Origin of the sequence: Paraburkholderia sp. GAS38 (assembly GCF_050434965.1) — a bacterium.
GTDB lineage: Bacteria > Pseudomonadota > Gammaproteobacteria > Burkholderiales > Burkholderiaceae > Paraburkholderia > Paraburkholderia phenazinium_A.
Window position 1 is genome coordinate 243,395 of record NZ_JBNDJO010000009.1, and the last position, 20,011, is coordinate 263,405.

At 66.2% G+C, this 20,011-nt stretch carries 15 protein-coding genes and 1 pseudogene; 11 read left to right on the forward strand and 5 right to left on the reverse strand.

What is annotated here, in order from left to right; translation table 11 throughout:
• The first annotated feature begins 45 nt into the window (after positions 1–45).
• The 8 genes from hutH to P3T42_RS22030 all read left to right on the forward strand — a co-directional run bounded on the left by hutH (position 46) and on the right by P3T42_RS22030 (position 9,621).
• Complete coding sequence (gene hutH / locus P3T42_RS21995; RefSeq protein WP_171991678.1) at positions 46–1,569, forward strand: histidine ammonia-lyase; 1,524 nt, start codon at positions 46–48, stop codon at positions 1,567–1,569.
• 40 nt (positions 1,570–1,609) lie between these two features.
• Positions 1,610–2,305, forward strand: coding sequence for a histidine utilization repressor (hutC, locus tag P3T42_RS22000; protein WP_074297972.1), 696 nt, complete (start codon positions 1,610–1,612; stop codon positions 2,303–2,305).
• 66 nt (positions 2,306–2,371) lie between these two features.
• Positions 2,372–4,060 (forward strand): urocanate hydratase, encoded by a 1,689-nt coding sequence (gene hutU, locus P3T42_RS22005; protein WP_429307234.1) that lies wholly within the window; start codon positions 2,372–2,374, stop codon positions 4,058–4,060.
• Positions 4,060–4,677 (forward strand): HutD/Ves family protein, encoded by a 618-nt coding sequence (locus tag P3T42_RS22010; protein WP_429307273.1) that lies wholly within the window; start codon positions 4,060–4,062, stop codon positions 4,675–4,677. Before hutU ends, P3T42_RS22010 begins: the two co-directional genes overlap by 1 nt.
• A gap of 76 nt (positions 4,678–4,753) precedes the next feature.
• Complete coding sequence (gene hutI, locus P3T42_RS22015; protein WP_429307235.1) at positions 4,754–6,001, forward strand: imidazolonepropionase; 1,248 nt, start codon at positions 4,754–4,756, stop codon at positions 5,999–6,001.
• 78 nt (positions 6,002–6,079) lie between these two features.
• Positions 6,080–7,522, forward strand: a complete 1,443-nt coding sequence (locus P3T42_RS22020) for a formimidoylglutamate deiminase (protein WP_429307236.1) — start codon at positions 6,080–6,082, stop codon at positions 7,520–7,522.
• 92 nt (positions 7,523–7,614) lie between these two features.
• Positions 7,615–8,427: an N-formylglutamate deformylase gene (gene hutG / locus P3T42_RS22025; protein ID WP_429307237.1), complete on the forward strand. Its 813-nt coding sequence runs from the start codon at positions 7,615–7,617 to the stop codon at positions 8,425–8,427.
• 528 nt (positions 8,428–8,955) lie between these two features.
• The gene (locus tag P3T42_RS22030) at positions 8,956–9,621 is read left to right on the forward strand and encodes a hypothetical protein (RefSeq protein ID WP_429307238.1); all 666 of its coding nucleotides are present in this window, start codon (positions 8,956–8,958) and stop codon (positions 9,619–9,621) included.
• Between the two features lie 16 nt (positions 9,622–9,637).
• Here P3T42_RS22030 and P3T42_RS22035 read toward each other — a convergent pair whose 3' ends face one another.
• Entirely contained in the window at positions 9,638–10,666 is a 1,029-nt protein-coding gene (locus tag P3T42_RS22035; protein ID WP_074297985.1) for a D-alanine--D-alanine ligase, read from the reverse strand.
• 294 nt (positions 10,667–10,960) lie between these two features.
• Positions 10,961–11,815 carry a LysR substrate-binding domain-containing protein gene (locus P3T42_RS22040; RefSeq protein ID WP_429307239.1) on the reverse strand — a complete coding sequence of 285 codons (855 nt, stop codon included), beginning with the start codon at positions 11,813–11,815 and terminating at the stop codon, positions 10,961–10,963.
• Between the two features lie 156 nt (positions 11,816–11,971).
• Between P3T42_RS22040 and P3T42_RS22045 the strand changes: the two genes are divergently transcribed.
• The 3 genes from P3T42_RS22045 to P3T42_RS22055 all read left to right on the forward strand — a co-directional run bounded on the left by P3T42_RS22045 (position 11,972) and on the right by P3T42_RS22055 (position 16,946).
• A complete protein-coding gene (locus P3T42_RS22045) occupies positions 11,972–13,183 on the forward strand; it encodes an aminotransferase class I/II-fold pyridoxal phosphate-dependent enzyme (RefSeq protein WP_429307240.1) in 1,212 nt (403 codons plus the stop codon).
• Positions 13,184–13,333: 150 nt separating this feature from the next.
• Positions 13,334–14,722, forward strand: coding sequence for an MFS transporter (locus tag P3T42_RS22050; protein WP_429307241.1), 1,389 nt, complete (start codon positions 13,334–13,336; stop codon positions 14,720–14,722).
• A 223-nt stretch (positions 14,723–14,945) separates the two neighbouring features.
• Entirely contained in the window at positions 14,946–16,946 is a 2,001-nt protein-coding gene (locus P3T42_RS22055; RefSeq protein ID WP_429307274.1) for a DUF3857 domain-containing transglutaminase family protein, read from the forward strand.
• On the opposite strand, the pseudogene P3T42_RS22060 reads toward P3T42_RS22055, so the two are convergent.
• From P3T42_RS22060 to P3T42_RS22070, 3 genes and pseudogenes are all read right to left on the reverse strand, one after another.
• Positions 16,937–17,410 (reverse strand): annotated as a pseudogene (locus P3T42_RS22060) (undecaprenyl-diphosphatase); the annotation flags it as partial. The gene P3T42_RS22055 and the pseudogene P3T42_RS22060 overlap by 10 nt on opposite strands.
• A gap of 175 nt (positions 17,411–17,585) precedes the next feature.
• The gene (locus tag P3T42_RS22065; protein WP_074301566.1) at positions 17,586–18,740 is read right to left on the reverse strand and encodes a branched-chain amino acid ABC transporter substrate-binding protein; all 1,155 of its coding nucleotides are present in this window, start codon (positions 18,738–18,740) and stop codon (positions 17,586–17,588) included.
• Between the two features lie 609 nt (positions 18,741–19,349).
• Positions 19,350–19,811 carry a hypothetical protein gene (locus tag P3T42_RS22070; protein WP_074297995.1) on the reverse strand — a complete coding sequence of 154 codons (462 nt, stop codon included), beginning with the start codon at positions 19,809–19,811 and terminating at the stop codon, positions 19,350–19,352.
• Positions 19,812–20,011 lie beyond the last annotated feature (200 nt).

A 20,011-nucleotide genomic window follows, 5' to 3' on the forward strand; every position in this document is an offset into this window, starting at 1 on the left:
TGACGCCGCTAGACTTCTCTCAAATTGTATAGACAGGACTCTTCCATGATGATTCTCAAGCCCGGCCACCTGACTCTCCCGCAACTGCGCCAGATCGCCCGTGAACAGGTCACGCTGCAACTCGATCCCGCCAGCTTTGCCGCCATCGACGCCTGCGCGCAGGCCGTCGCCGACATCGCCGCGAAGGGTGAGCCCGCTTACGGCATCAACACGGGTTTCGGGCGTCTCGCCAGCACGCACATCCCGCATGAGCAGCTCGAGCTGCTGCAACGCAATCTGGTGCTCTCGCATGCGGTCGGCGTGGGTGAGCCGATGTCGCGTCCGGTCGTGCGTCTCCTGATCGCGCTCAAGCTGTCGAGCCTCGGCCGCGGCCACTCGGGCATCCGCCGCGAAGTGATGGACGCGCTGATCACGCTGTTCAACGCCGACGTGCTGCCGGTGATTCCGGTCAAGGGTTCGGTGGGCGCCTCGGGCGACCTCGCGCCGCTCGCGCATATGTCGGCCGCGCTGCTGGGCGTCGGCGATGTGATCGCCAAGGGCGAGCGCATCGCCGCTACCGAAGGCCTGCGCCTCGCCGGCCTCAAGCCGCTCACGCTGCAAGCCAAGGAAGGCCTCGCGCTGCTGAACGGCACGCAAGCCTCGACCGCGCTCGCGCTGTACAACATGTTCGCGATCGAAGACCTGTACCGCACCGCCCTCGTGGCGGGCGCGCTGTCGGTGGACGCGGCGGCCGGTTCGGTCGCGCCGTTCGACCATCGCATCCACGACCTGCGCGGTCATCAAGGCCAGATCGAAGCGGCGGCGGCCTACCGGTCGCTGCTCGACGGCTCGGGCATCAACCTGTCGCACCGCGATTGCGGCAAGGTGCAAGACCCGTACAGCCTGCGCTGCCAGCCGCAGGTGATGGGCGCGTGCCTCGACCAGATGCGCCATTCGTCCGACGTGCTGCTGATCGAAGCCAACGCCGTGTCGGACAACCCGCTGATTTTCCCGGATACCGGCGAAGTGCTGTCGGGCGGCAACTTCCACGCCGAGCCGGTAGCGTTCGCCGCCGACAATCTCGCGCTGGCCGCGGCCGAAATCGGCGCGCTCGCCGAACGCCGCATCGCACTCCTGATCGATTCGACGCTGTCCGGTCTGCCGCCGTTTCTCGTCCGCGATGGCGGCGTGAACTCCGGCTTCATGATCGCGCACGTCACGGCGGCGGCGCTCGCCTCGGAGAACAAGACGCTCGCGCATCCGGCTTCGGTCGACTCGCTGCCTACCTCCGCGAACCAGGAAGACCACGTGTCGATGGCGACGTTTGCGGCGCGCAAGCTCGGCGATATCGCCGAGAACACCGCCAACATTCTCTCGATCGAACTGCTCGCCGCCGCGCAGGGCGTCGACCTGCGCGCGCCGCACCAGACCAGTCCGAGCCTGCAGCATGTGATGAACACGGTGCGCCACGAAGTCGCGCATTACGAACTCGATCACTACTTCGCGCCGGATATCGCCGCGGTCACGCGTCTCGTGCAGAACGGCACGATCGCCGCGCACAGCCCGTTCGCGTTCCCGTCGGAACAGTAAGCAGGCTAACGGCACGCATCGCACTCACGGCACATCGAGCATGAACGCACCGGCCTATCAGGGGATCAAGGACTTCATCCTCGCCCGCATTCACGCGGGCGAATGGGGTGAGGGCGACCAGGTCCCTTCGGAAAACGAGCTCGCTCGCGAGTTCAACGTGGCGCGCATGACGGTCAACCGCGCGCTGCGCGAGCTCACCTCCGAGCAGGTGCTCACGCGCGTGCAGGGTTCGGGCACCTTCGTGGCGCGGCCGAAGTACGAATCGACGCTGGTGGCGATCCGCAGCATTTCCGACGAGATCGTCGCGCGCGGTCATCGTTATCAGGCGAAGGTGCTGCATATCGGCGCGGCGATTGCCGACGAGGCGCTCGCCGACGAGATGCAGGTGAGTGCCGGCAGCCCGGTGTTTCACTCGCGTGTGCTGCATTTCGAAAACGACGAGCCGGTGCAGCTCGAAGAACGCTGGGTCAACCCGGCGGTCGCGCCCGAGTACGCGTTGCAGGACTTCACCAACACCACGCCGAACCAGTACCTGGTGCGCGTCGCGCCGCTGCAGCGCGTCGAATACCGCATTGAAGCGTCCGTGGCGGATGCCGATACCCGGCAACTGCTGACCATGGACGAACTCGAACCGTGCCTCGTGCTGCATCGTCGCACGTGGTCGCAGAGCCTGGTCGCTTCGGTGGCCAATCTCTGGCATCCCGGCAGCCGTTACCGCTTCACCGGACACTTCTGATTTCGCTTATCCGCTCTGCGTTTTTTGACCTGATTCCCGAGTACTTTCCAGCCTCCGAGGGCCACCATGAACAACCCCAAGCACATCGACCCGCGTCTCGACCCCACCCGCAGCATCCGCGCCCCGCGCGGTGCGGACAAGACCTGCAAGAGCTGGCTCACGGAAGCCGCCTACCGGATGATCCAGAACAATCTGGACGCCGAAGTCGCCGAGCATCCGCATGCGCTCGTGGTGTACGGCGGCATTGGCCGCGCGGCGCGTAACTGGGATTGCTACGATCAGATTCTCGCCACGCTGAAGGACCTCAACGACGACGAGACGCTGCTGATTCAATCGGGCAAGCCGGTCGGCGTGTTCAGGACGCATGCCGACGCGCCGCGCGTGCTGCTGGCGAATTCGAACCTCGTGCCGCACTGGGCGACGTGGGAACACTTCCACGAACTCGACCGCAAGGGCCTGATGATGTACGGCCAGATGACGGCGGGCAGCTGGATCTACATCGGCAGCCAGGGGATCGTTCAGGGCACCTACGAGACTTTCTTCTCGGTGGCGAACCAGCATTTCAACGGCGATCCGAAGGGCCGCTGGATCCTGACCGGCGGTCTCGGCGGCATGGGCGGCGCGCAGCCGCTCGCGGCGACCATGGCCGGCTTCTCGATGATCGCGGTGGAATGCGACGAGACGCGCATCGACTTCCGTCTGAAGACCCGTTACGTGGACCGCAAGGCGAAGACGCTTGACGAAGCCTTGGCGATCGTCGAAGAGGCGAAGCAAACCGGCAAGCCGGTTTCGGTCGGCTTGCTCGGCAATGCGGCGGACGTGTTCGCCGAATGCGTCACACGCGGCATCACGCCGGACTGCGTGACGGACCAGACCAGCGCGCACGATCCGATCAACGGCTACCTGCCGCAAGGCTGGAGCGTGGAAGACTGGCGCGAGCGTCAGAAGACGGCGCCGGACAGCATCGTCAAGCCCGCCAGGCAATCGATGGCCGAGCAGGTCAAGGCGATGCTGACGCTGCAGGAACGCGGCGCCGCCACGCTCGACTACGGCAACAACATCCGCCAGATGGCGCTGGAAATGGGCGTCGACAACGCCTTCGATTTCCCGGGCTTCGTGCCGGCGTATATCCGCCCGCTGTTCTGCGAGGGCAAGGGCCCGTTCCGCTGGGTCGCGCTGTCGGGCGATCCTGAGGACATCTACAAGACCGATGCCAAGGTCAAGGAACTGATTCCCGACGACGCGCATCTGCACAACTGGCTCGACATGGCGCGCGAACGCATTGCGTTCCAGGGTCTGCCGGCGCGAATCTGCTGGGTCGGCGTGAAGGATCGTTATCGCCTCGGGCAAGCGTTCAACGAGATGGTGAAGAACGGCGAGTTGAAGGCGCCGGTCGTGATCGGGCGCGACCATCTGGATACCGGTTCGGTGGCGAGCCCGAACCGCGAAACCGAATCGATGAAGGACGGCTCGGATGCCGTCAGCGACTGGCCGCTGCTCAACGCGTTGCTGAATACGGCAGGTGGCGCGACGTGGGTGTCGCTGCATCACGGTGGTGGCGTGGGCATGGGTTTTAGCCAGCACTCGGGGGTGGTGATCGTGGCCGACGGCACGGATGAAGCGGCCAGGCGCCTCGGCCGCGTGCTGTTCAACGATCCGGCCACGGGCGTGATGCGTCATGCGGATGCCGGCTACGAACTCGCGCAGGAGACGGCGCGCGAGGTGGGATTGAACCTGCCGATGCTGGGCCGTTGATCGTGACGCGCCGTGTTGCTGCGACGCTGCTGCGTGGCGTGGATCTCGTGGCCGCGCCTTGGAAAAACGGCGGCGGGGTCACGCGTGAGGTGGCCGCGTTTCCCGCAGGTGCGGGGCTCGACGCGTTCGTCTGGCGCGTGAGCATCGCGGACGTCGCGCAGGCCGGGCCGTTCTCGCGTTTTGACGGCATCGACCGCACGCTGGTGTTGTTGTCGGGCGCGGGTATGCTGCTCGATGAAGCGCAAGGGCCGACCCATGCGCTGACGCAAGCGCTCGACATCGCCCGTTTTGCCGGCGAGGCCGCGATCGACGCGCGTCTCGTCGACGGGGCCACGCGCGATTTCAACCTGATGGTGCGGCGTGGCGCGGCAACCGGCGAGGTCGAGGTATGGCGAGGCGAGGGTGAGCATCGCGCGAGCGCCGCATCGACGCGCCATCTGTCCGCTGATGTCGTGCTGCTGTTTTGCGCGGCCGGCTCGCTCGAAGTAACGCTGGGCGACGCCGCTCCGCTGACGCTGGTGACGGACGACACGCTGCAGATCGACGCACCCGAGGCCCTCGCGTGCAAACTGAGCGGCGAGGGTGCGTTGCTCGCGATCCGCCTGCATTACGCGTGAACACCCATACGGCGAGTCCGGTCCCGCATCGGACCTCGCATTCACGGAACCGCAACTAGCTGCAAACGAGCACGCGATGAAGCAAACCGTCTGGCATCACCTGAAGCTTTGCCCGCAGGGCGATCCTCATCACACGTTGGCCGACGCGGCCATCGCCGTGCACGACGGCCGGATTGCCTGGCTCGGCGCAGCGAGCGATTTGCCGGCTGACTACGCCGCGTGGCCGCGCGAAGACCTCGGTGGCGCGTGGGTGACGCCGGGCCTCGTCGATTGCCATACCCATCTGGTGTACGGCGGCCAGCGCGCCGACGAGTTCGCCCAGCGGCTCGCGGGCGTGAGCTACGAAGAGATCGCGCGGCAGGGCGGCGGGATTGTTTCGACGGTGCGCGCGACCCGCGCCGCCGATGAAGCCAGCCTGTTCCGCGCGTCCGCCGCGCGGCTCGAACCGCTGCTCGCCGAAGGCGTGACCGCTGTCGAGATCAAATCCGGCTATGGCCTCGACCTGGCGAGCGAGCGCAAGATGCTGCGTGTCGCGCGCCGTCTCGGCGAGCAGTATCCGGTGTCGGTCTACACGACCTTTCTCGGCGCGCATGCGTTGCCGCCGGAGTTCGCCGGGCGAGCCGACGACTACATCGCCGAAGTCTGCGAGCGCATGCTGCCTGCGCTGGCCGACGAGGGTCTCGTCGATGCGGTCGATGTGTTCTGCGAGCGCATCGGCTTTTCGCTTGCGCAAAGCGAGCGTGTCTTCGCCGCAGCCGAGCGCTACAAGCTGCCGGTGAAGATGCATGCCGAGCAGTTGTCCAATAGCGGTGGAACGGCGCTCGCGGCGCGTCATCGCGCGTTGTCCGCGGATCATCTGGAGTTTCTCGACGAAGCAGGCGTGGCCGCGGTGAAAGCGAGCGGCACGGTCGCCGTGCTGCTGCCCGGCGCGTACTACTTCATCCGCGAGACGCAGTTGCCGCCGCTCGATCTGCTGCGCCGCTACGAAGTGCCCATCGCGATCTCCACCGACAGCAACCCCGGCACGTCGCCCACCACCTCGCTGCTGCTGATGATGAACATGGCGACCACGCTGTTTCGCATGACCGTGCCCGAAGTGCTGCAAGGCGTGACGCAACACGCGGCGCGCGCGCTTGGAGCCGCGGATCGGCACGGCGCGCTGGCGGTCGGACGCGCGGCGGATTTCGCCGTGTGGTCCGTCGATACGCTCGCTGAGCTGGCGTACTGGATCGGGCGTCCGCTGTGCGCGCGTGTGGTGCGGGCCGGCGAGACGGTCTATACGCGGCCCGCGACGGCGGCCGTGACGGCGCCTGTTGCGCGCTGAACGCGGTGTCAACGCCGGCGCTAACCGCCGTGCCAAACCCAAGTCGAACCCCAAGTCGAACCCCCTCAAGGTCTGAAGATGACTGATTCGAATCGAGCGCCGGCACCTACATCGACCGAGGCGTCGACTCAAGCAACCCGTCACGCGCTGTTCGCCGACCACGCGTATCTGCCGGACGGCTGGCGTCGCAACGTGCTGCTCGAGTGGGACGCGGGCGGCACGCTCACCCACGTTACGCCGGATACGGGCGCGCCGCCCGTCGGCGTCGCTCGCGCTGCCGGTCCCGTCTTGCCCGGCATGCCGAACCTGCATTCGCATGCGTTCCAGCGTGCGATGGCGGGTCTCACGGAATACCGTGCAAACGCCACCGACAACTTCTGGAGCTGGCGCGACCTGATGTACCGCTTCGCCGCGAAGATCTCGCCGCAAGGACTGGCCGCTGTCGCGCAGTGGCTGTACATCGAGATGCTGAAGGCGGGCTATACCTCGGTGTGCGAGTTCCATTACGTGCATCACACGCCGGAGGGCAGCCGTTACGTCAACGCGGCCGAACTCGCCGAGCGGGTGGTGGATGCGGCGCAGACGAGCGGCATCGGCATGACGATGCTGCCGGTGCTCTACCAGTACAGCGGCTTCGGCGCGCGCGCCCCGCGGGCCGATCAGCAGCGTTTTATCAATACGCCCGAGAGCCTGCTCGATCTGCTGGCCAAGCTGCGTGCGGCGCGCCCCGAAAGCGCGGCGCTGCGCTACGGCGTGGCGCCGCATTCGTTGCGGGCGGTCTCGGAGCAATCGCTGCGCAGTCTGCTCGACGGTCTCGACACGGACCTGCCGGGTGCGCCGGTGCATATCCATATCGCCGAGCAGACCGCGGAAGTCGACGCCTGTCTCGAGACCGAAGGCGCGCGTCCGGTGCAATGGCTGCTCGAACGTTTCCATGTCGATTCCCGTTGGTGTCTCGTGCATGCGACCCACGTCGATGCGAACGAAACGCGCGCGCTGGCCACAAGCGGCGCGGTGGCGGGGCTGTGCCTGACGACCGAAGCCAATCTCGGCGACGGCATTTTCCCGGCGCACGCGTATCTGGAAGAGAAGGGGCGCTTCGGCATCGGTTCGGATAGCCATATCGGCGTGGACTGGCGTGCGGAACTGCGGCTGCTGGAATACGGCCAGCGCTTGTCGCGCCGGCAGCGCAACGTGCTGGCCTCGGCCGAGGCGCCGTTTGTCGCCGATCGCCTCTTTGCCGCCGCGCTCGATGGCGGTGCGCATGCCACGGGTCGCGCCGTCAACGGTTTGCGGGCAGGGCAGCGCGCCGATTTTCTCGCGCTGGACAGCGACCATGCCAGCATCGCCGAGCATGCCCCCGACGCCTGGCTTTCCGGCGTTGTATTCTGCGAGCATGGCGAGACGCCGATTCGCGACGTGTATGCCGGCGGCGAGAAGGTCGTCGAGAATCGCCGGCATCGCGATGAAGAGCGCGCGTACGCGCAGTACCGGGTTGCGCTCGCCGAGCTGCTCAAGTGATCCATCAAGCGATGCATCAGGCGAAATACGCCAACGCGCGACTCGGGTAAGCTGTTGCAACCTTGCCCCGATTTCATTGATTCTGGACTGACATGACTGCTTCGAACACCCCACCGGTCTTTTCGCTGCACGAGGGAAGCCTGCCGCTGCTGATTTCGATTCCCCACGTGGGCACCAATATTCCCGCGGACATCGCCGCTACGATGACGCCCGCCGCCGCGCGCACCGAAGATTGCGACTGGCATCTCGACCGCCTGTACGGCTTTGCACGCGAGCTGGGCGCGTCGATGCTGATGCCAAGCAATGCGCGCTATGTGATCGATCTGAACCGCCCGCCTGACGGCGCGAATCTCTACCCGGGCCAGGACACGACAGGCCTTTTGCCCGTCGACACGTTCGACAAGGAGCCGCTGTATCTCGACGGCCACTTGCCCGACGACGCCGAAGTGGCGCGCCGCCGCGAACGCTACTGGAAGCCGTATCACGAGGCGCTCGTGGCGCACCTGGCGGCGCTGAAGGCGAAACACGGCAAGGTGCTGCTGTGGGAGGCACATTCGATCCGCTCGCATGTGCCGCGTTTCTTCGAAGGACGGCTGACGGACTTCAACTTCGGCACGTCGAACGGCGCGAGTGCTGCGCCGGGCCTGGCCGAGGCGCTGGCCGCGGTGGTCGAACAGCACGGGCGCTATTCGACAATCGCCAATGGCCGCTTCAAGGGCGGCTACATCACGCGTCAGTACGGCCAGCCGGCCGAGGGCGTACACGCGGTGCAGCTCGAATTGACGCAGATTACGTATATGGAAGAGCAGATGCCGTATGCGTACGACGAAAAGCTCGCGGCACAGGTCGAACCGTTACTGAAGACGCTGGTGCGGACAGCACTGGATCACGTCGCCGCGGCTTGAGGGCGCGGCGCGGCTCGCGCCGTCGTTAGGGACGCCCCCGCGCAAGGCGGGGGCCGGCCATTGACATCAATGGCAGCGTTTCTCCCAGTGCCCGTGTACGTGGACCTTATGGCACACCGGATGGTGATGGTCGTCGGCATGCGCCGGCACCATGACGCAGAGGGTGGTCAGCGCTGCGGCGCAGGCAAGGATCGCTTTCTTCATCATATTTTCCCTTTGTTGGGACGGGTTGGCAGAGCCTGCTGAGCAGCACGATTCGTGCCGCATACGTCTGATCAATGCATGGGCTATGCGACCGCGCCGCCAGGCCGGAACGCGGCCGCCCGCGGCGTGTCAATCCAGGGGGGCGTAACGGGCCCCTGTTTGCATCGCCGTTACGCCAGTTACGTTACGTCACACTCTCCGGGACATACCGGTTGCGTGCGGCATGGCGAAGCGACTACCCTTTGACGAACACGACGCGCGTGGGCAGCGAGCCCGCGCGGACGTAACAGACTAATCGGGCGAGAAAAGATGGAAGACCCAGCAATGGAAGATTCCGACGAGTCCCTGCTTCCGATCTGGCGGGCAAATCTGGTGGTGCTGACCCAGGAGGTCGGCGCGGCAACGCGTCTCGCGCGGATGATGACGTTCTCCGCAAGCTATCTGAAACTGATGCTGTCGGGTCAGCGCGAATTCAACGAGGAGTTCGTGCGCGGGGTCGAAGCGGTCACCGGCTTGCCGGCCGGCTGGATGAACACGCCGCATCACGAGCAGGAGATTCCCGCCAACGCCCGCGAGGCGATCGACAACGAAACGCCGCTCGCGCGCTTTCGCGGCACGGCGCATCCGGCGCGCAAGAAATCGGTGCTGCGGCCGCCTGAGCCCATCTTCGGTCAGCCGGGGCCCGCGCGCCGCATCGAGGAGGAGACCTTCGACGTCGAGGCGCATCGGCGTCAGGCGCACTTTCGCAAGGTTCGCGATCTGGCGGTGCAGGACGTGCGCCGTTTCGAGCGGCATCTGGCGAGTCCGCCGGTCGAACTGGCCGCGTTGCGCGCCAAGGTCGAGGACGTGATCGCGGCTTCGGATCTGGAGGACACCGATCATGCCGATCTCACCGGCCGGCTCGAGCAGATCGAAAAGCACCGGCATCTGCTGATGCGGCACGTGGAGAAACTGCAGGCGCTGCTGGTGAGGCTGGGCGAGAGCGAGTGAAGGGAGGAAGGTCAGCTCACTTGCGCTTGCTATGCCGCTCGATTGCCAGCCGGCAGATGCGGTCGCACAGTTCGCTGAAGGCGATGCCGCGCGCCTGCGCCGACTGCGGCAGCAGGCTGGTCGCGGTCATGCCCGGCAGCGTATTGACTTCCAGACACCACAACACCCCGTGGCTATCCAGCCGGAAATCGGAGCGGCTATAACCGTCCAGCTTCAGCGTGCGATGCGCGCGCAGCGCCAGCGCGCGAGCCTGCTCGGCGATGTCTTCCGGCAAGTCCGCCGGAAAGATTTCACGCACCGCGCCGGGTTGGTACTTCGCCTTGTAATCGAACACCGCGTTCGGATCCATGACGATTTCTCCCACCGCCAACGCTTCATCGCCGAGTACGCCCACCGTGATTTCGCGGCCGGCGATGAACTGCTCCAGCATGACTTCGCTGTCGTAAGCGCCGGCGAGCGCGATGGCGTCCGCGAGCTGATCCGCGGAGCGCACCACCGAAAGTCCGACGGTCGAGCCCTGGCTATTCGGTTTGACGACGAGCGGGTAACCCAGTTGCTCGCCCGCGGCCTCGGGCTCGACCGGCGCCATCAGCCAGCGCGCGGTGGGAATGCCGGCGCTCACGAAGAGCCGCTTGGCCATGTCCTTGTCCATCGCGAGCGCGCTGCCCAGATGGCCGCTGCCGGTGTACGGCAACGCCGCGAGATCGAGCATGGCCTGGATGGTGCCGTCTTCGCCGGTGCCGCCGTGCAAGGCGACGAATACGACATCCACCCCGGCGAGCGTCGCCGCCTGCAGCGCGTTGGACTGTCCCGCGCGGATCATCGCCAGCGCCTCGGAGGCGGGCGGCGCTTCATTGACGCGTGAGCTGAGAAAGCGCACTTCGTCTTCGCCGCCCAGCAGCCCGCGCGACGTATCGATGGCGAGCACGTCGTGTCCCGCCGCGCGCAATGCAAGCACGACCTGCGCGCCGCTGGCGATCGAGACTTCGCGTTCCTCGCTGGTGCCGCCGAACAGCACGGCAATCTTGAGCGGACTAGTTTGCATATCAACGGGCCTTCAATTCGTGGAGTTGGTGCCGGGGGTGTCGGGGTATTGGCTTCGCGTCGCGTGGGGGCACGTCGTGTGACGTGGTGTGACGCGGCCTCACAGCGGCGTTTCACCACGCATGCAGCGGATGCCGCCATGTACGCCGTGTCCGCGCAGCCTGTACGGCGAAATATTCTACAGGGGGCACCGCATTTCTAACGAGCGTTTGCAGCTTCGAAAAAAGCCATCACAGCAGATTACCGGGTTGGACGCGCATTGCCACGCACCACTCCGCACGCGCGGCCCCCTTCATCACAACCGCAGCTCGGTGAGAATCTGCTCCGCAAGGAAATCGCAGGGCGGCCGGTTCGAACGGGCGCTGCGGGCCAGCACGATTTCCAGTTCGGGCAGAACCGGCAGGCCGTGCGGCCGCCCCAGTTGCACGAAATGGCCGGGCACCGCGCAGCGCGCGAGCGGGGCCACGGCGAGTCCGGCTTCGACCATGCTGAAGAGGCCCATCAGACTCGGGCTTTCGTACGACGTGCGATAGGTAATCCTGGCCCGCTCCAGAGCATGTATGGCATTCGCGCGCGCGACGCTGCCCGCGCCGAACAGCGCCACCGGCAGCGGCCGCTCTTTCCAGATTTCGCGGCCGCTCGCCACGGCGCCGGCCCACACCATCGGTTCGAAACGGATGAAGTCGCCGCTCAAGCCCCTCATGCGGGTCACGCAGGCGAGGTCGATCTTGTTGTCCTTGACGAGCGGGGCCAGCGCATGACTCGGCATGCCGATCACCTGAATCTCGACCTTCGGATAACTCGCCGAAAACTTGCGCAGCACCGAGGGCAGCAGCGATGACGCGTAGTCGTCCGGCACCCCGATCGCCACTCGTCCTTTGACCTCGGGATGCACCATCGACGCCCAGGCTTCGTCGCGCAGCGCCAGCATGCGACGTGCATAGGCGAGCAGCACCTGGCCGTCGGCGGTGGGCGTGACGCTGCGCGGGCCGCGCACGAAGAGCGGCTTGCCGAGCGCGCTTTCCAGCGCGCGGATCTGCATGCTGAGCGCGGACTGCGAGCGGTGTACCAGCGCTGCGCCGCGCACGAAGCTGCCGGCATCGGCGATGGCGACGACCATCGACAGCACGTCGAGATCCAAGGCTTTCATAGGCATCAGAAAATCTGATCGAAACGTTCAATATAACGCGTTTGTCTGAATGCGGGGCGGTCGGCATACTGGCGGCGTTGCTGGGCGGATCACGCACAATCGCTGCGTTCTGCGCTTCTCAAACCCTACATCGTTCAAACACCGGAGACCATCGCGATGCCGACGACCTACGACGACTTCAAGCAACTGGGCATGCGCCTCGACATGTCGCGCGGCAAGCCCGCGCCCGAACAACTCGACCTCTCGCGCGCACTGCTCGACGAGGCGGGAACGGTGGGCTTCCTGTCGCGCGACGGCATCGACTGCCGCAACTACGGTCACGTGCTCGGCCTGCCCGAAGCGCGCGAGCTCGGCGCGGCGCTGCTCGACGTGCCGGCGGCCCAGGTGGTCGCGGCCGGCAATTCGAGCCTCGAACTGATGCACGACACGCTGGCCTTCGCGATGCTGTTCGGCGTGCCGGGCGGCGAGCCGTGGCGCAAGCGCGACGACATCGCCTTTCTGTGCCCGGTGCCCGGTTACGACCGGCACTTCGCGATCTGTGAGGCGCTCGGCATCCGCATGATCAATGTGCCGATCAACGACGACGGCCCGGACATGGATTTCGTCGAAGCGCAGGTGGCGCGCGATCCGGCAATCAAGGGCATCTGGTGCGTGCCGCTCTACAGCAACCCAAGCGGCACGATCTACTCGGACGAGGTGGTGCGGCGTCTGGCGGCGATGCCGGCCGCGGCGCCGGACTTCCGGCTGATGTGGGACGACGCTTACCGTTTCCACCATCTGACGGAACAGCGGCACAGCACGCTCAACGTGCTCGAAGCCTGCGCTGCTGCCGGACACGAGGACCGCGCGCTGGTGTTCGCGTCGCTCTCGAAGGTGACGATCGGCGGCGGGGCGATGGCGTTCCTCGCCGGCTCGCGCCGCAACGTGGACGCGTGGCAGCAGCGCGTCTCGGTGCGCACGATCGGCCCGGACAAGCTGAACCAGTTGCGTCACGTGCGCTTTCTGCGCGACCGCGCCGGGCTCGAGCAGCTGATGGAGCGTCATCGGGCGGTGGTGAGTCCGAAATTCGCCGCGGTTGCTGCTGTGTTCAAGGAGCAGCTCGGCGACCTGCCGGGCGTGACATGGAACGAGCCGGCCGGCGGCTACTTCATCAGCCTCTACACGCCGCCGGGGTACGCGAAGCGCACGGTGGCGCTGGCCGCAGCAGCAGGGCTTGTGCTGACGCCGGCAGGCGCGGCGTATCCGTACGGGCGCGATCCGGAAGACCGGCATCTGCGGATTGCGCCGACCTTTCCGTCGCTCGAGGAGGTGCGGCTTGCCGCGCAAGGGATTGCGCTGTCGCTGCGGCGTGCGCTCGCGGAGGGTTGAAGGGCAGAGGCAGTAGACGAACCGGCGCGGTAACAGACGCCGGATGAGCTCGCGCAACGGATGACGGCTTTAGCGCGAGCCGGTCCCCGGCCTCCCGTTGTGCGGACGCCGCGTTTTGCGGACGCCGCGTTTTGCGGTAAAAGGGAGCGCATGACCGATCGCTCCCGACTCATTCCCCTTATCGTCGCCTGTCCGCTGTTCCTGCAAAACCTCGACACGTCGATCATGGCGACGGCGTTGCCGTCGATTGCCCGCTCGCTGCAGGTGCAGACGCTGCATCTGAACCTGGCGATCACCTCCTATCTGCTGAGCCTCGCCGTGTTCCTGCCGGCGAGCGGCTGGCTGGCCGACCGCTTCGGCGCCCGCCGGGTGTTTTGCACGGCGATCGCGCTGTTCTCGCTCGGCTCGGCGCTGTGCGGTCTCGCTCAAACCATGCCGCAACTGGTGATCTTCCGCATCTTGCAGGGTATGGGCGGCGCGATGATGGTGCCGGTCGGGCGGCTGATCCTGCTGCGCAGCGTGCCGCCCGCGCGGATGGTCGCGGCGATGGTCTGGTTCACCGTGCCGGGGGCCATCGGACGGCTCGCCGGACCGCTGCTCGGCGGCCTGGTGGTGACGATCACCTCATGGCGCTGGATCTTCCTGCTAAACATCCCCTTCGGCGTGCTGGGCGTCCTGATGGCGATGAGCTTCATCGACGATACCCACGAACCCGTCTACGAGCGCTTCGATCTCGCCGGTTTCATTCTGCTTTCGACGGGGCTCGTCGGGCTGGTCGGCGGTCTCGATACGGCGGGCCGCGGGCTGGTGCCGCAGACGGTCACCTTCGCGCTGGCCGGACTCGGCCTGCTGTCGATCCTCGCTTACTGGCGCTATAGCCGCCGCCACGACGACGCCATCATCGATCCGGGCCTGCTGCGCTACAAGGCGTATCGGACCGCCGTGGTGGGCGGCATGCCGTTGCGTATCGCGATCGGCGCCTCGCCGTTTCTGCTGCCCCTGATGCTGCAACTCGGCTTCGGCTTGTCGCCGCTGCAATCGGGTTCGTTGAGCGTGGCGACGGCGGTCGGCTCGCTCAGCGTGCGGGCGGTGATGCAGCAGGCGATCCGCCGCATCGGCTTTCGCACGCTGCTGATCGGCGCCACCTCGCTCACCGGATGCTTCTACGCGGGCTACGGGCTGTTCCGGCCGAGTACGCCGCATCTGCTGATCTTCGTCGTGCTGCTGTTTGGCGGCCTGTTCAATTCGCTCGGCATGGTGACGCTCAACACGCTCGGTTACTCGGATATGCCCAAGCCGATGATGAGCCGGGCCACGGCACTCTCGAGCATGGCGCAGCAACTGTCGATCAGCATCGGCGTGGCGTTCGCCGCCTCGCTGCTGGCGTTGACGGCGCATCTGCATGGCGGCAGTGCGGCGCATCTGACGGCACGCGATTTCTCGCCCGCGTTTGCGGTGGTCGGTGTGTTGACGTTTTGCTCGTTGTTCTTCTTTACGAAGCTCGCCCATGACGAAGGAGCGGAACTGCGGGCGCGGTGAGAGGCGCAGCGCGCGCCGATGTGCTACAACCACACTACCGACCGGGACGAGGTGCCATCGTGGGGAACATCGCCGCAGACTTGCAGCAGGCGCTCGCACAGCGCGGGTTCGGGCGATCCCACGACGCGGATGCGCGTCGCCTGCGGGTGAGGGCGCGCACAGCATGAGGCGCTCCACACGGCGCCGGTGCGCCGCTATGGCATGGGTGGTCGGCGGCCTGTGCATGGGGCCGGCGGTATTCGCCGCGTCCACTCCGGCGACGAACGACGACCTTGCCCCTTCCACCGTCGAAAGCGATGTCCACTACTTTGTGATCCAGAAAGACGGCTCCGTCGAGGAGCGCGACGACACCGTCCTGCGCGCGAACACGACGAGCGGCGTCGACGATATCGCGCAGCGCTATGTGTGGTTCAACAAGGACATCGAGGAGGTGCAGTTGCTCAGCGCCGCAACCATCGACCCGGATGGCACCGTGCGTCCCGTCGGCCCGGACGGCATCCGCGACGTGCAGGAGCCGCGCTCGGCCGGCGCGCCGACCTTCGAAGACGGCGTGTTGCGGACCGTGATCTTCCCAGGCGTGGAACCCGGCTCGCGGGTGCACCTGGCGTTTCGCAAGACGCGCACGAAGCCGCTGCAGGCCGGCACCTTCGCCTACCTCGTCGAACCGACGCGCGACCCGGTCGAACTGCAGCGGCTGATCTTCGATCTGCCCGCCGACGTGCCGCTCTACGCCGACGCCCGCGGTTACGTCGAAGTGCCGCCGGTCACGGAGCAGGGACGTACCCGCTATGAGTTCGACTACAGGCATGGGCCGTACGCGCCCATCGAGTCCGGCGCGGTAGGGTACGAGACGTGGGGCGACCGGCTGATGGTCTCGACGGTGCCGGACTACGCCACCTTCGCCGCGCGCTACAAGGGTCCGGCCACCGACGCCACCATGAGCGACCCGGCCATCGTCCGGCTCGCGCAGTCGCTCACGGCCGGCACCGTCGATCCGCGCGAAAAGGCTCGCATCCTGTACGACTGGGTGCGCCTGAATGTGCGCTACGTGGCGCTCTTTCTCGGCGAGACCGCGGCGGTGCCGCACAAGGCCATCGATATCCTGCACAACCGCTATGGCGACTGCAAGGATCACGTCGCGCTTTACAGCGCCTTGCTGGCCGCGGTGGGCATCCGCAGCGAAGCGGTGCTGCTCAACCTCGGGCCTTACTACACGTTGCCGGACGTGCCGGGTTACGGCGACAGCGCGATCAATCACGCGATCGTCTGGATTCCTCAATTTGGGCTTTATGCCGATACGACCGCGGGCGGCATCGCCTTCGGCTATCTGCCGCTCGTTGTGATGGACCGGCCGGTCCTGCTGGTCGACGAGGGCATACTCTCGCGCACGCCGGCCGTCCAGCCGCGCGCGCGCTCGGTGCGGCTGCAGATCGACGTGACCGAGAGCGGCGCGGCGGCGTACGCGTACCGGGTGGAAGACTCGGGCGCGACAGCCGAACTCGAACGCAACATGTTCCGCCGCGCCACCCATCAGCGCGCCCAGCAGGTCGCGGCGAGCCGGCTATTGCAGACGGGTCTGCACGGCAGCTCGCAACTGCGCACCAGCGACGTTTCGACCACCGAAGGACCGTTCGACACCACGATCCAGGGCACGCTCGAGCACTTCACGTGGACCGACGGCACCACCGCGCTGCCCGCGCTCACGAGTTTCGCGGGCGGCATTGCGAGCCAGGTGCAGACCTGGCTGGCCGAGCCGCAACGCACGCAGCCCTGGGTGTGCGTGGGCGGCGACTTCGACGAAACCGCGCAGATCGCGTTGCCGGCGACGGTGCGCGTGACCGATCTGCCGGTCGACGCGCGCGTCGAAGACACCTACTTCGATTACGCCTCGCACTACGTGTTCGATCCGGACACGCGGGTCCTGCAGATCACGCGCCGCCTGCATACGAAATTCATCCACCAGGTCTGCTCGGCCGATATGTTCAACGAAGTGCAGGCGTCGCTCGTGAAGATCGAGCGCGATACCTCGTCGCAGGTCGTGGTGCGGGCCACGCCGCGGGTCTACCGCTTCGCGCAGCCGAGCCGGATCAACGGCGCGAACGCGAACCGGTACAGCCGCACGCTGGCGCCGAACACCGTGTCGAATACGCGTCCTTCGCAGAGTGCGACTCCGGTGGCGCCGATCAGCGCAACCAGCAAGGCGCCGATCATATCCAACGGATAGTGCACGCCGAGATAGATACGTGCCCAGGCCATCGGCAGTCCGAATAGCGCGACCAGGAGGCCCGTGAGCCGGACCGGCGGCGCAGCGCGTTGACCATGGGGTGGGGCGAGCAGGCTGAAGCCGATGGCCCACCAGAGGGTGAGGTGGTCGCTCGGAAACGAGGAATCGGCGGCGTGTTCGAGCAACTGGTTGCCGAGGCCCAGCACGAAGGGCCGTGGATGCGGCCACACCACGCCAATCGCGAAACTGATGATGAAGGCCAGCATGGCGGCCAGCGCGGCGCGAAACGCCGCGCGCCGCCAGGGTCCCGGTCCGAGCAGCCACGCGGCGACCAGCCCGCACGGCACCGCCCAGATCAGGTACTCGGCGAAAAAGAACGCGCTCGTCACCAGCGCGGGACGCGCCGGCAGACTTGCGTTGATCATGAGGAAAAGCGTGGTATTGAGGTGTTCGACGTAATCCATTGCATCCGGGCGATCGGCTAGACAGGGCGGCCGGTTCTTGACGTGTCGGCGTGCGCAGCGACGGTCCCGTCGACGCGCACGAGACCCGTATCGGAACCCACTACGAGTCTGTGAGACCGGCTGCCTCGAGAAGGGTTCAGCCGGCCGTACTGCGCCGGCCGGCCCATTGCACCGCCTAGTTGCCGCCGCCCTTGGTCACGATCGGCACCCACGCGCCGCTCTTCACCTGATACAGCGTCGAGCCGGCGTTCTTCAGCGAGCCGTTCGGATCGAAGGCGATCGGACCGGTCACGCCGTCGAAGCTGATCGCCTTCAACACCGGGCGATACACCGCCGGTGAGGTCGACTTGGCCTGCTGCATGGCCTTGATCGCCGCCCATGCCGCGTCGTAGCCGAACGGCGCATACGACAGGATATCCACGCCAAAGCGCTTCTTGAACTTGGCCGAGAAGTCCTTGCCGCCCGGCAACTGCGAGAGCGGCCGGCCGTATTCCCATGCCATCGCGCCTTCTGCCGCGTCGCCTGCCAGCTTGATGAAGTCCTCGTCCATCACGCCGCCGCCGCCGACCAGTTGCGCCGTGAGGCCGAGCTGCTTCATCCGTTTGGCGACGCCGGCTGCCTGCGTATCGAGGCCGCCGAAGAAGATCAGATCCGCGTTGGTGGCCTTGATGGCGGTGAGCTGCGTGCTGAAGTCGACCGCCTGGTTGTTGGTGTATTCGTGCGCGACGATATTGCCGCCGTGCGCCTTCACCGCTTTCTCGAACTCGTCGGCCTCGCCCTGGCCGAACGCGGTGCGGTCGTCGAGGATCGCGATGCGCTTGGCCTTGGTGACTTCGACCGCGTAGACGCCTGCGTTGCCGGCGTTTTGTGCGTCCGTGGAGATCACCATGAAGGCGTTGGCGAAGCCGCGCCCGGTGATGATCGGGTTGGTGGCCGCGGGATCGATGACCGGAATGCCGGCCGTTTCATAGAGCTGCGAGGCGGGAATCGTCGTACCCGAGTTGAAGTGGCCCACCACCACCGATACGCCGGAGTCCACCAGTTTCTGCGCCGCCTGCACGCCGACGCGCGGGTCGGCCTGATCGTCTTCGGCGACGAGCTGGAAGTTGGCGACCTGGTTGCCGATCTTGATCTTCTGCGCGTTGGCTTCCTCGATGGCGAGCAGTACGCCGTTCTCAAGGTCTTTGCCGTAGCCGGCGTTGACGCCCGTGAGCGGCGCCGCGAAGCCGATCTTCACCGGCAGGTCGTCCGCGAAGCCGGACAGCGGCGCGACGGCGAGCAGCGCGCCCAGCATCACGACGAGGGGTTTCAGCGTCTTGCGAAAGCTCATGGTCTCTCCTTCCATCGACAGGTTCAAATTATGAATATCGGTCAAGGTGCAGCCGGCCATCTGCGGCCGGGTACGGCTGTGACGCTGAAGCAATGCGCCGCGCGCAGCAAACGCCAAGGCAAAGGCGCGGGCGGTCAGACTGTGCGATGAAACTGGCTTGCGGCTCGATGCGTGCGGTGTGGTCTCCTTCAGAGGGGGCCGAACGAACTGTTTCAGGGTACGAAGGATCGTACGCCGGAAACAATGATGGAAAACACGGTAACGCCGCTACTGCGGGGAAGACCTGGTGAGCGGCGCGTCAAGCGTCGCTGGAAAGCGCGCGTCCCCGGTCGTGCGCGCTTTGGCGTGCTTCAACGTGTCCATCGATCTGGCCGAAATATAGAAAGCCAATTTGAGGCCGTCTTGGCAGTTCGCGACGCTTTGGATGAGGATTTCAGCATAGGCCCCGAACGGGGCGGGCGGCGGGCGTGTCTTGGGCGGCCGGCGCGTGCGGATGCCGGCACACGGGAGGTGGCGGTGTTGGGGCGGTGGAAAGATGCGGTGGACGGTGAAGCCCGAAAGCTGCGGGAGCGTCTGGGCGTGGAGACACCCAGGCCGCTTCCGCGCCGCTTACTGCTCGCCCTGCAGCCTCAGCACTTCTTCGCGCAGACGCATCAGCGGTTCTTTGGTCTCGTCGTCGGCCCAGGTCTCGAGATCGTCGATGGCGCGCTGGCAGCCGTCCAGCACCAGATCGAGGTCCACCGGCACGCCGTTGGCGAGCGCGAACTGGATCGTCTCCGCGAACTGCTGGCACTCGTCTTCGCCATAGGAAATGTCGAGGTTGTCCGCGATCACTTCGGCGATGTTGCTGCGAGCCTTGTCGTCCGCCGTGACGAGTTCGATGATGCCGCGTGCCACCGCCGGCGAGTAGTAGAGCGCGATGTCGAGCCACTGCGTCGGATCGAAGTCCGCCTCGCCGAACTGGTTCTCGAAGTACTCGATCGCTTCCTGTTCGTGCGCCTCGTCGGCATCGACGCTGATGCACAACTCTTCGAAGATTTCTTCCCGCTCGCTGCGGATATGACCGTCCATCTGTGCCTCGTTTGCCTGGAGCGGGTGCTTGAAAAGGATTGCGTGCACCACGCGGCACGCATTATAGGACGAGCCGCTGACAAGCGAGCGTCGACGGCCTCCGCGGCTGAGCGAACGGCGCTCGCCCCGCGTCGATGCGCGGCGGCGGGATTGTCCACGGAATCTCGAATAGTGTTTTCGGTCCAGAGGGGATGCGTTGT

Excerpts from the sequence above, each read along its gene's own strand:
- hutC (WP_074297972.1), top strand. The coding sequence starts at position 1,610 with ATGAACGCACCGGCCTATCAGGGGATCAAGGACTTCATCCTCGCCCGC.
- hutG (WP_429307237.1), top strand. The coding sequence starts at position 7,615 with ATGACTGCTTCGAACACCCCACCGGTCTTTTCGCTGCACGAGGGAAGC.
- P3T42_RS22070 (WP_074297995.1), bottom strand. The coding sequence starts at position 19,811 with ATGGACGGTCATATCCGCAGCGAGCGGGAAGAAATCTTCGAAGAGTTG.
- P3T42_RS22030 (WP_429307238.1), top strand. The coding sequence starts at position 8,956 with ATGGAAGATTCCGACGAGTCCCTGCTTCCGATCTGGCGGGCAAATCTG.
- hutH (WP_171991678.1), top strand. The coding sequence starts at position 46 with ATGATGATTCTCAAGCCCGGCCACCTGACTCTCCCGCAACTGCGCCAG.
- hutU (WP_429307234.1), top strand. The coding sequence starts at position 2,372 with ATGAACAACCCCAAGCACATCGACCCGCGTCTCGACCCCACCCGCAGC.
- P3T42_RS22040 (WP_429307239.1), bottom strand. The coding sequence starts at position 11,815 with ATGAAAGCCTTGGATCTCGACGTGCTGTCGATGGTCGTCGCCATCGCC.
- P3T42_RS22035 (WP_074297985.1), bottom strand. The coding sequence starts at position 10,666 with ATGCAAACTAGTCCGCTCAAGATTGCCGTGCTGTTCGGCGGCACCAGC.
- P3T42_RS22050 (WP_429307241.1), top strand. The coding sequence starts at position 13,334 with ATGACCGATCGCTCCCGACTCATTCCCCTTATCGTCGCCTGTCCGCTG.
- P3T42_RS22020 (WP_429307236.1), top strand. The coding sequence starts at position 6,080 with ATGACTGATTCGAATCGAGCGCCGGCACCTACATCGACCGAGGCGTCG.
- P3T42_RS22045 (WP_429307240.1), top strand. The coding sequence starts at position 11,972 with ATGCCGACGACCTACGACGACTTCAAGCAACTGGGCATGCGCCTCGAC.
- P3T42_RS22065 (WP_074301566.1), bottom strand. The coding sequence starts at position 18,740 with ATGAGCTTTCGCAAGACGCTGAAACCCCTCGTCGTGATGCTGGGCGCG.
- hutI (WP_429307235.1), top strand. The coding sequence starts at position 4,754 with ATGAAGCAAACCGTCTGGCATCACCTGAAGCTTTGCCCGCAGGGCGAT.
- P3T42_RS22055 (WP_429307274.1), top strand. The coding sequence starts at position 14,946 with ATGGGGCCGGCGGTATTCGCCGCGTCCACTCCGGCGACGAACGACGAC.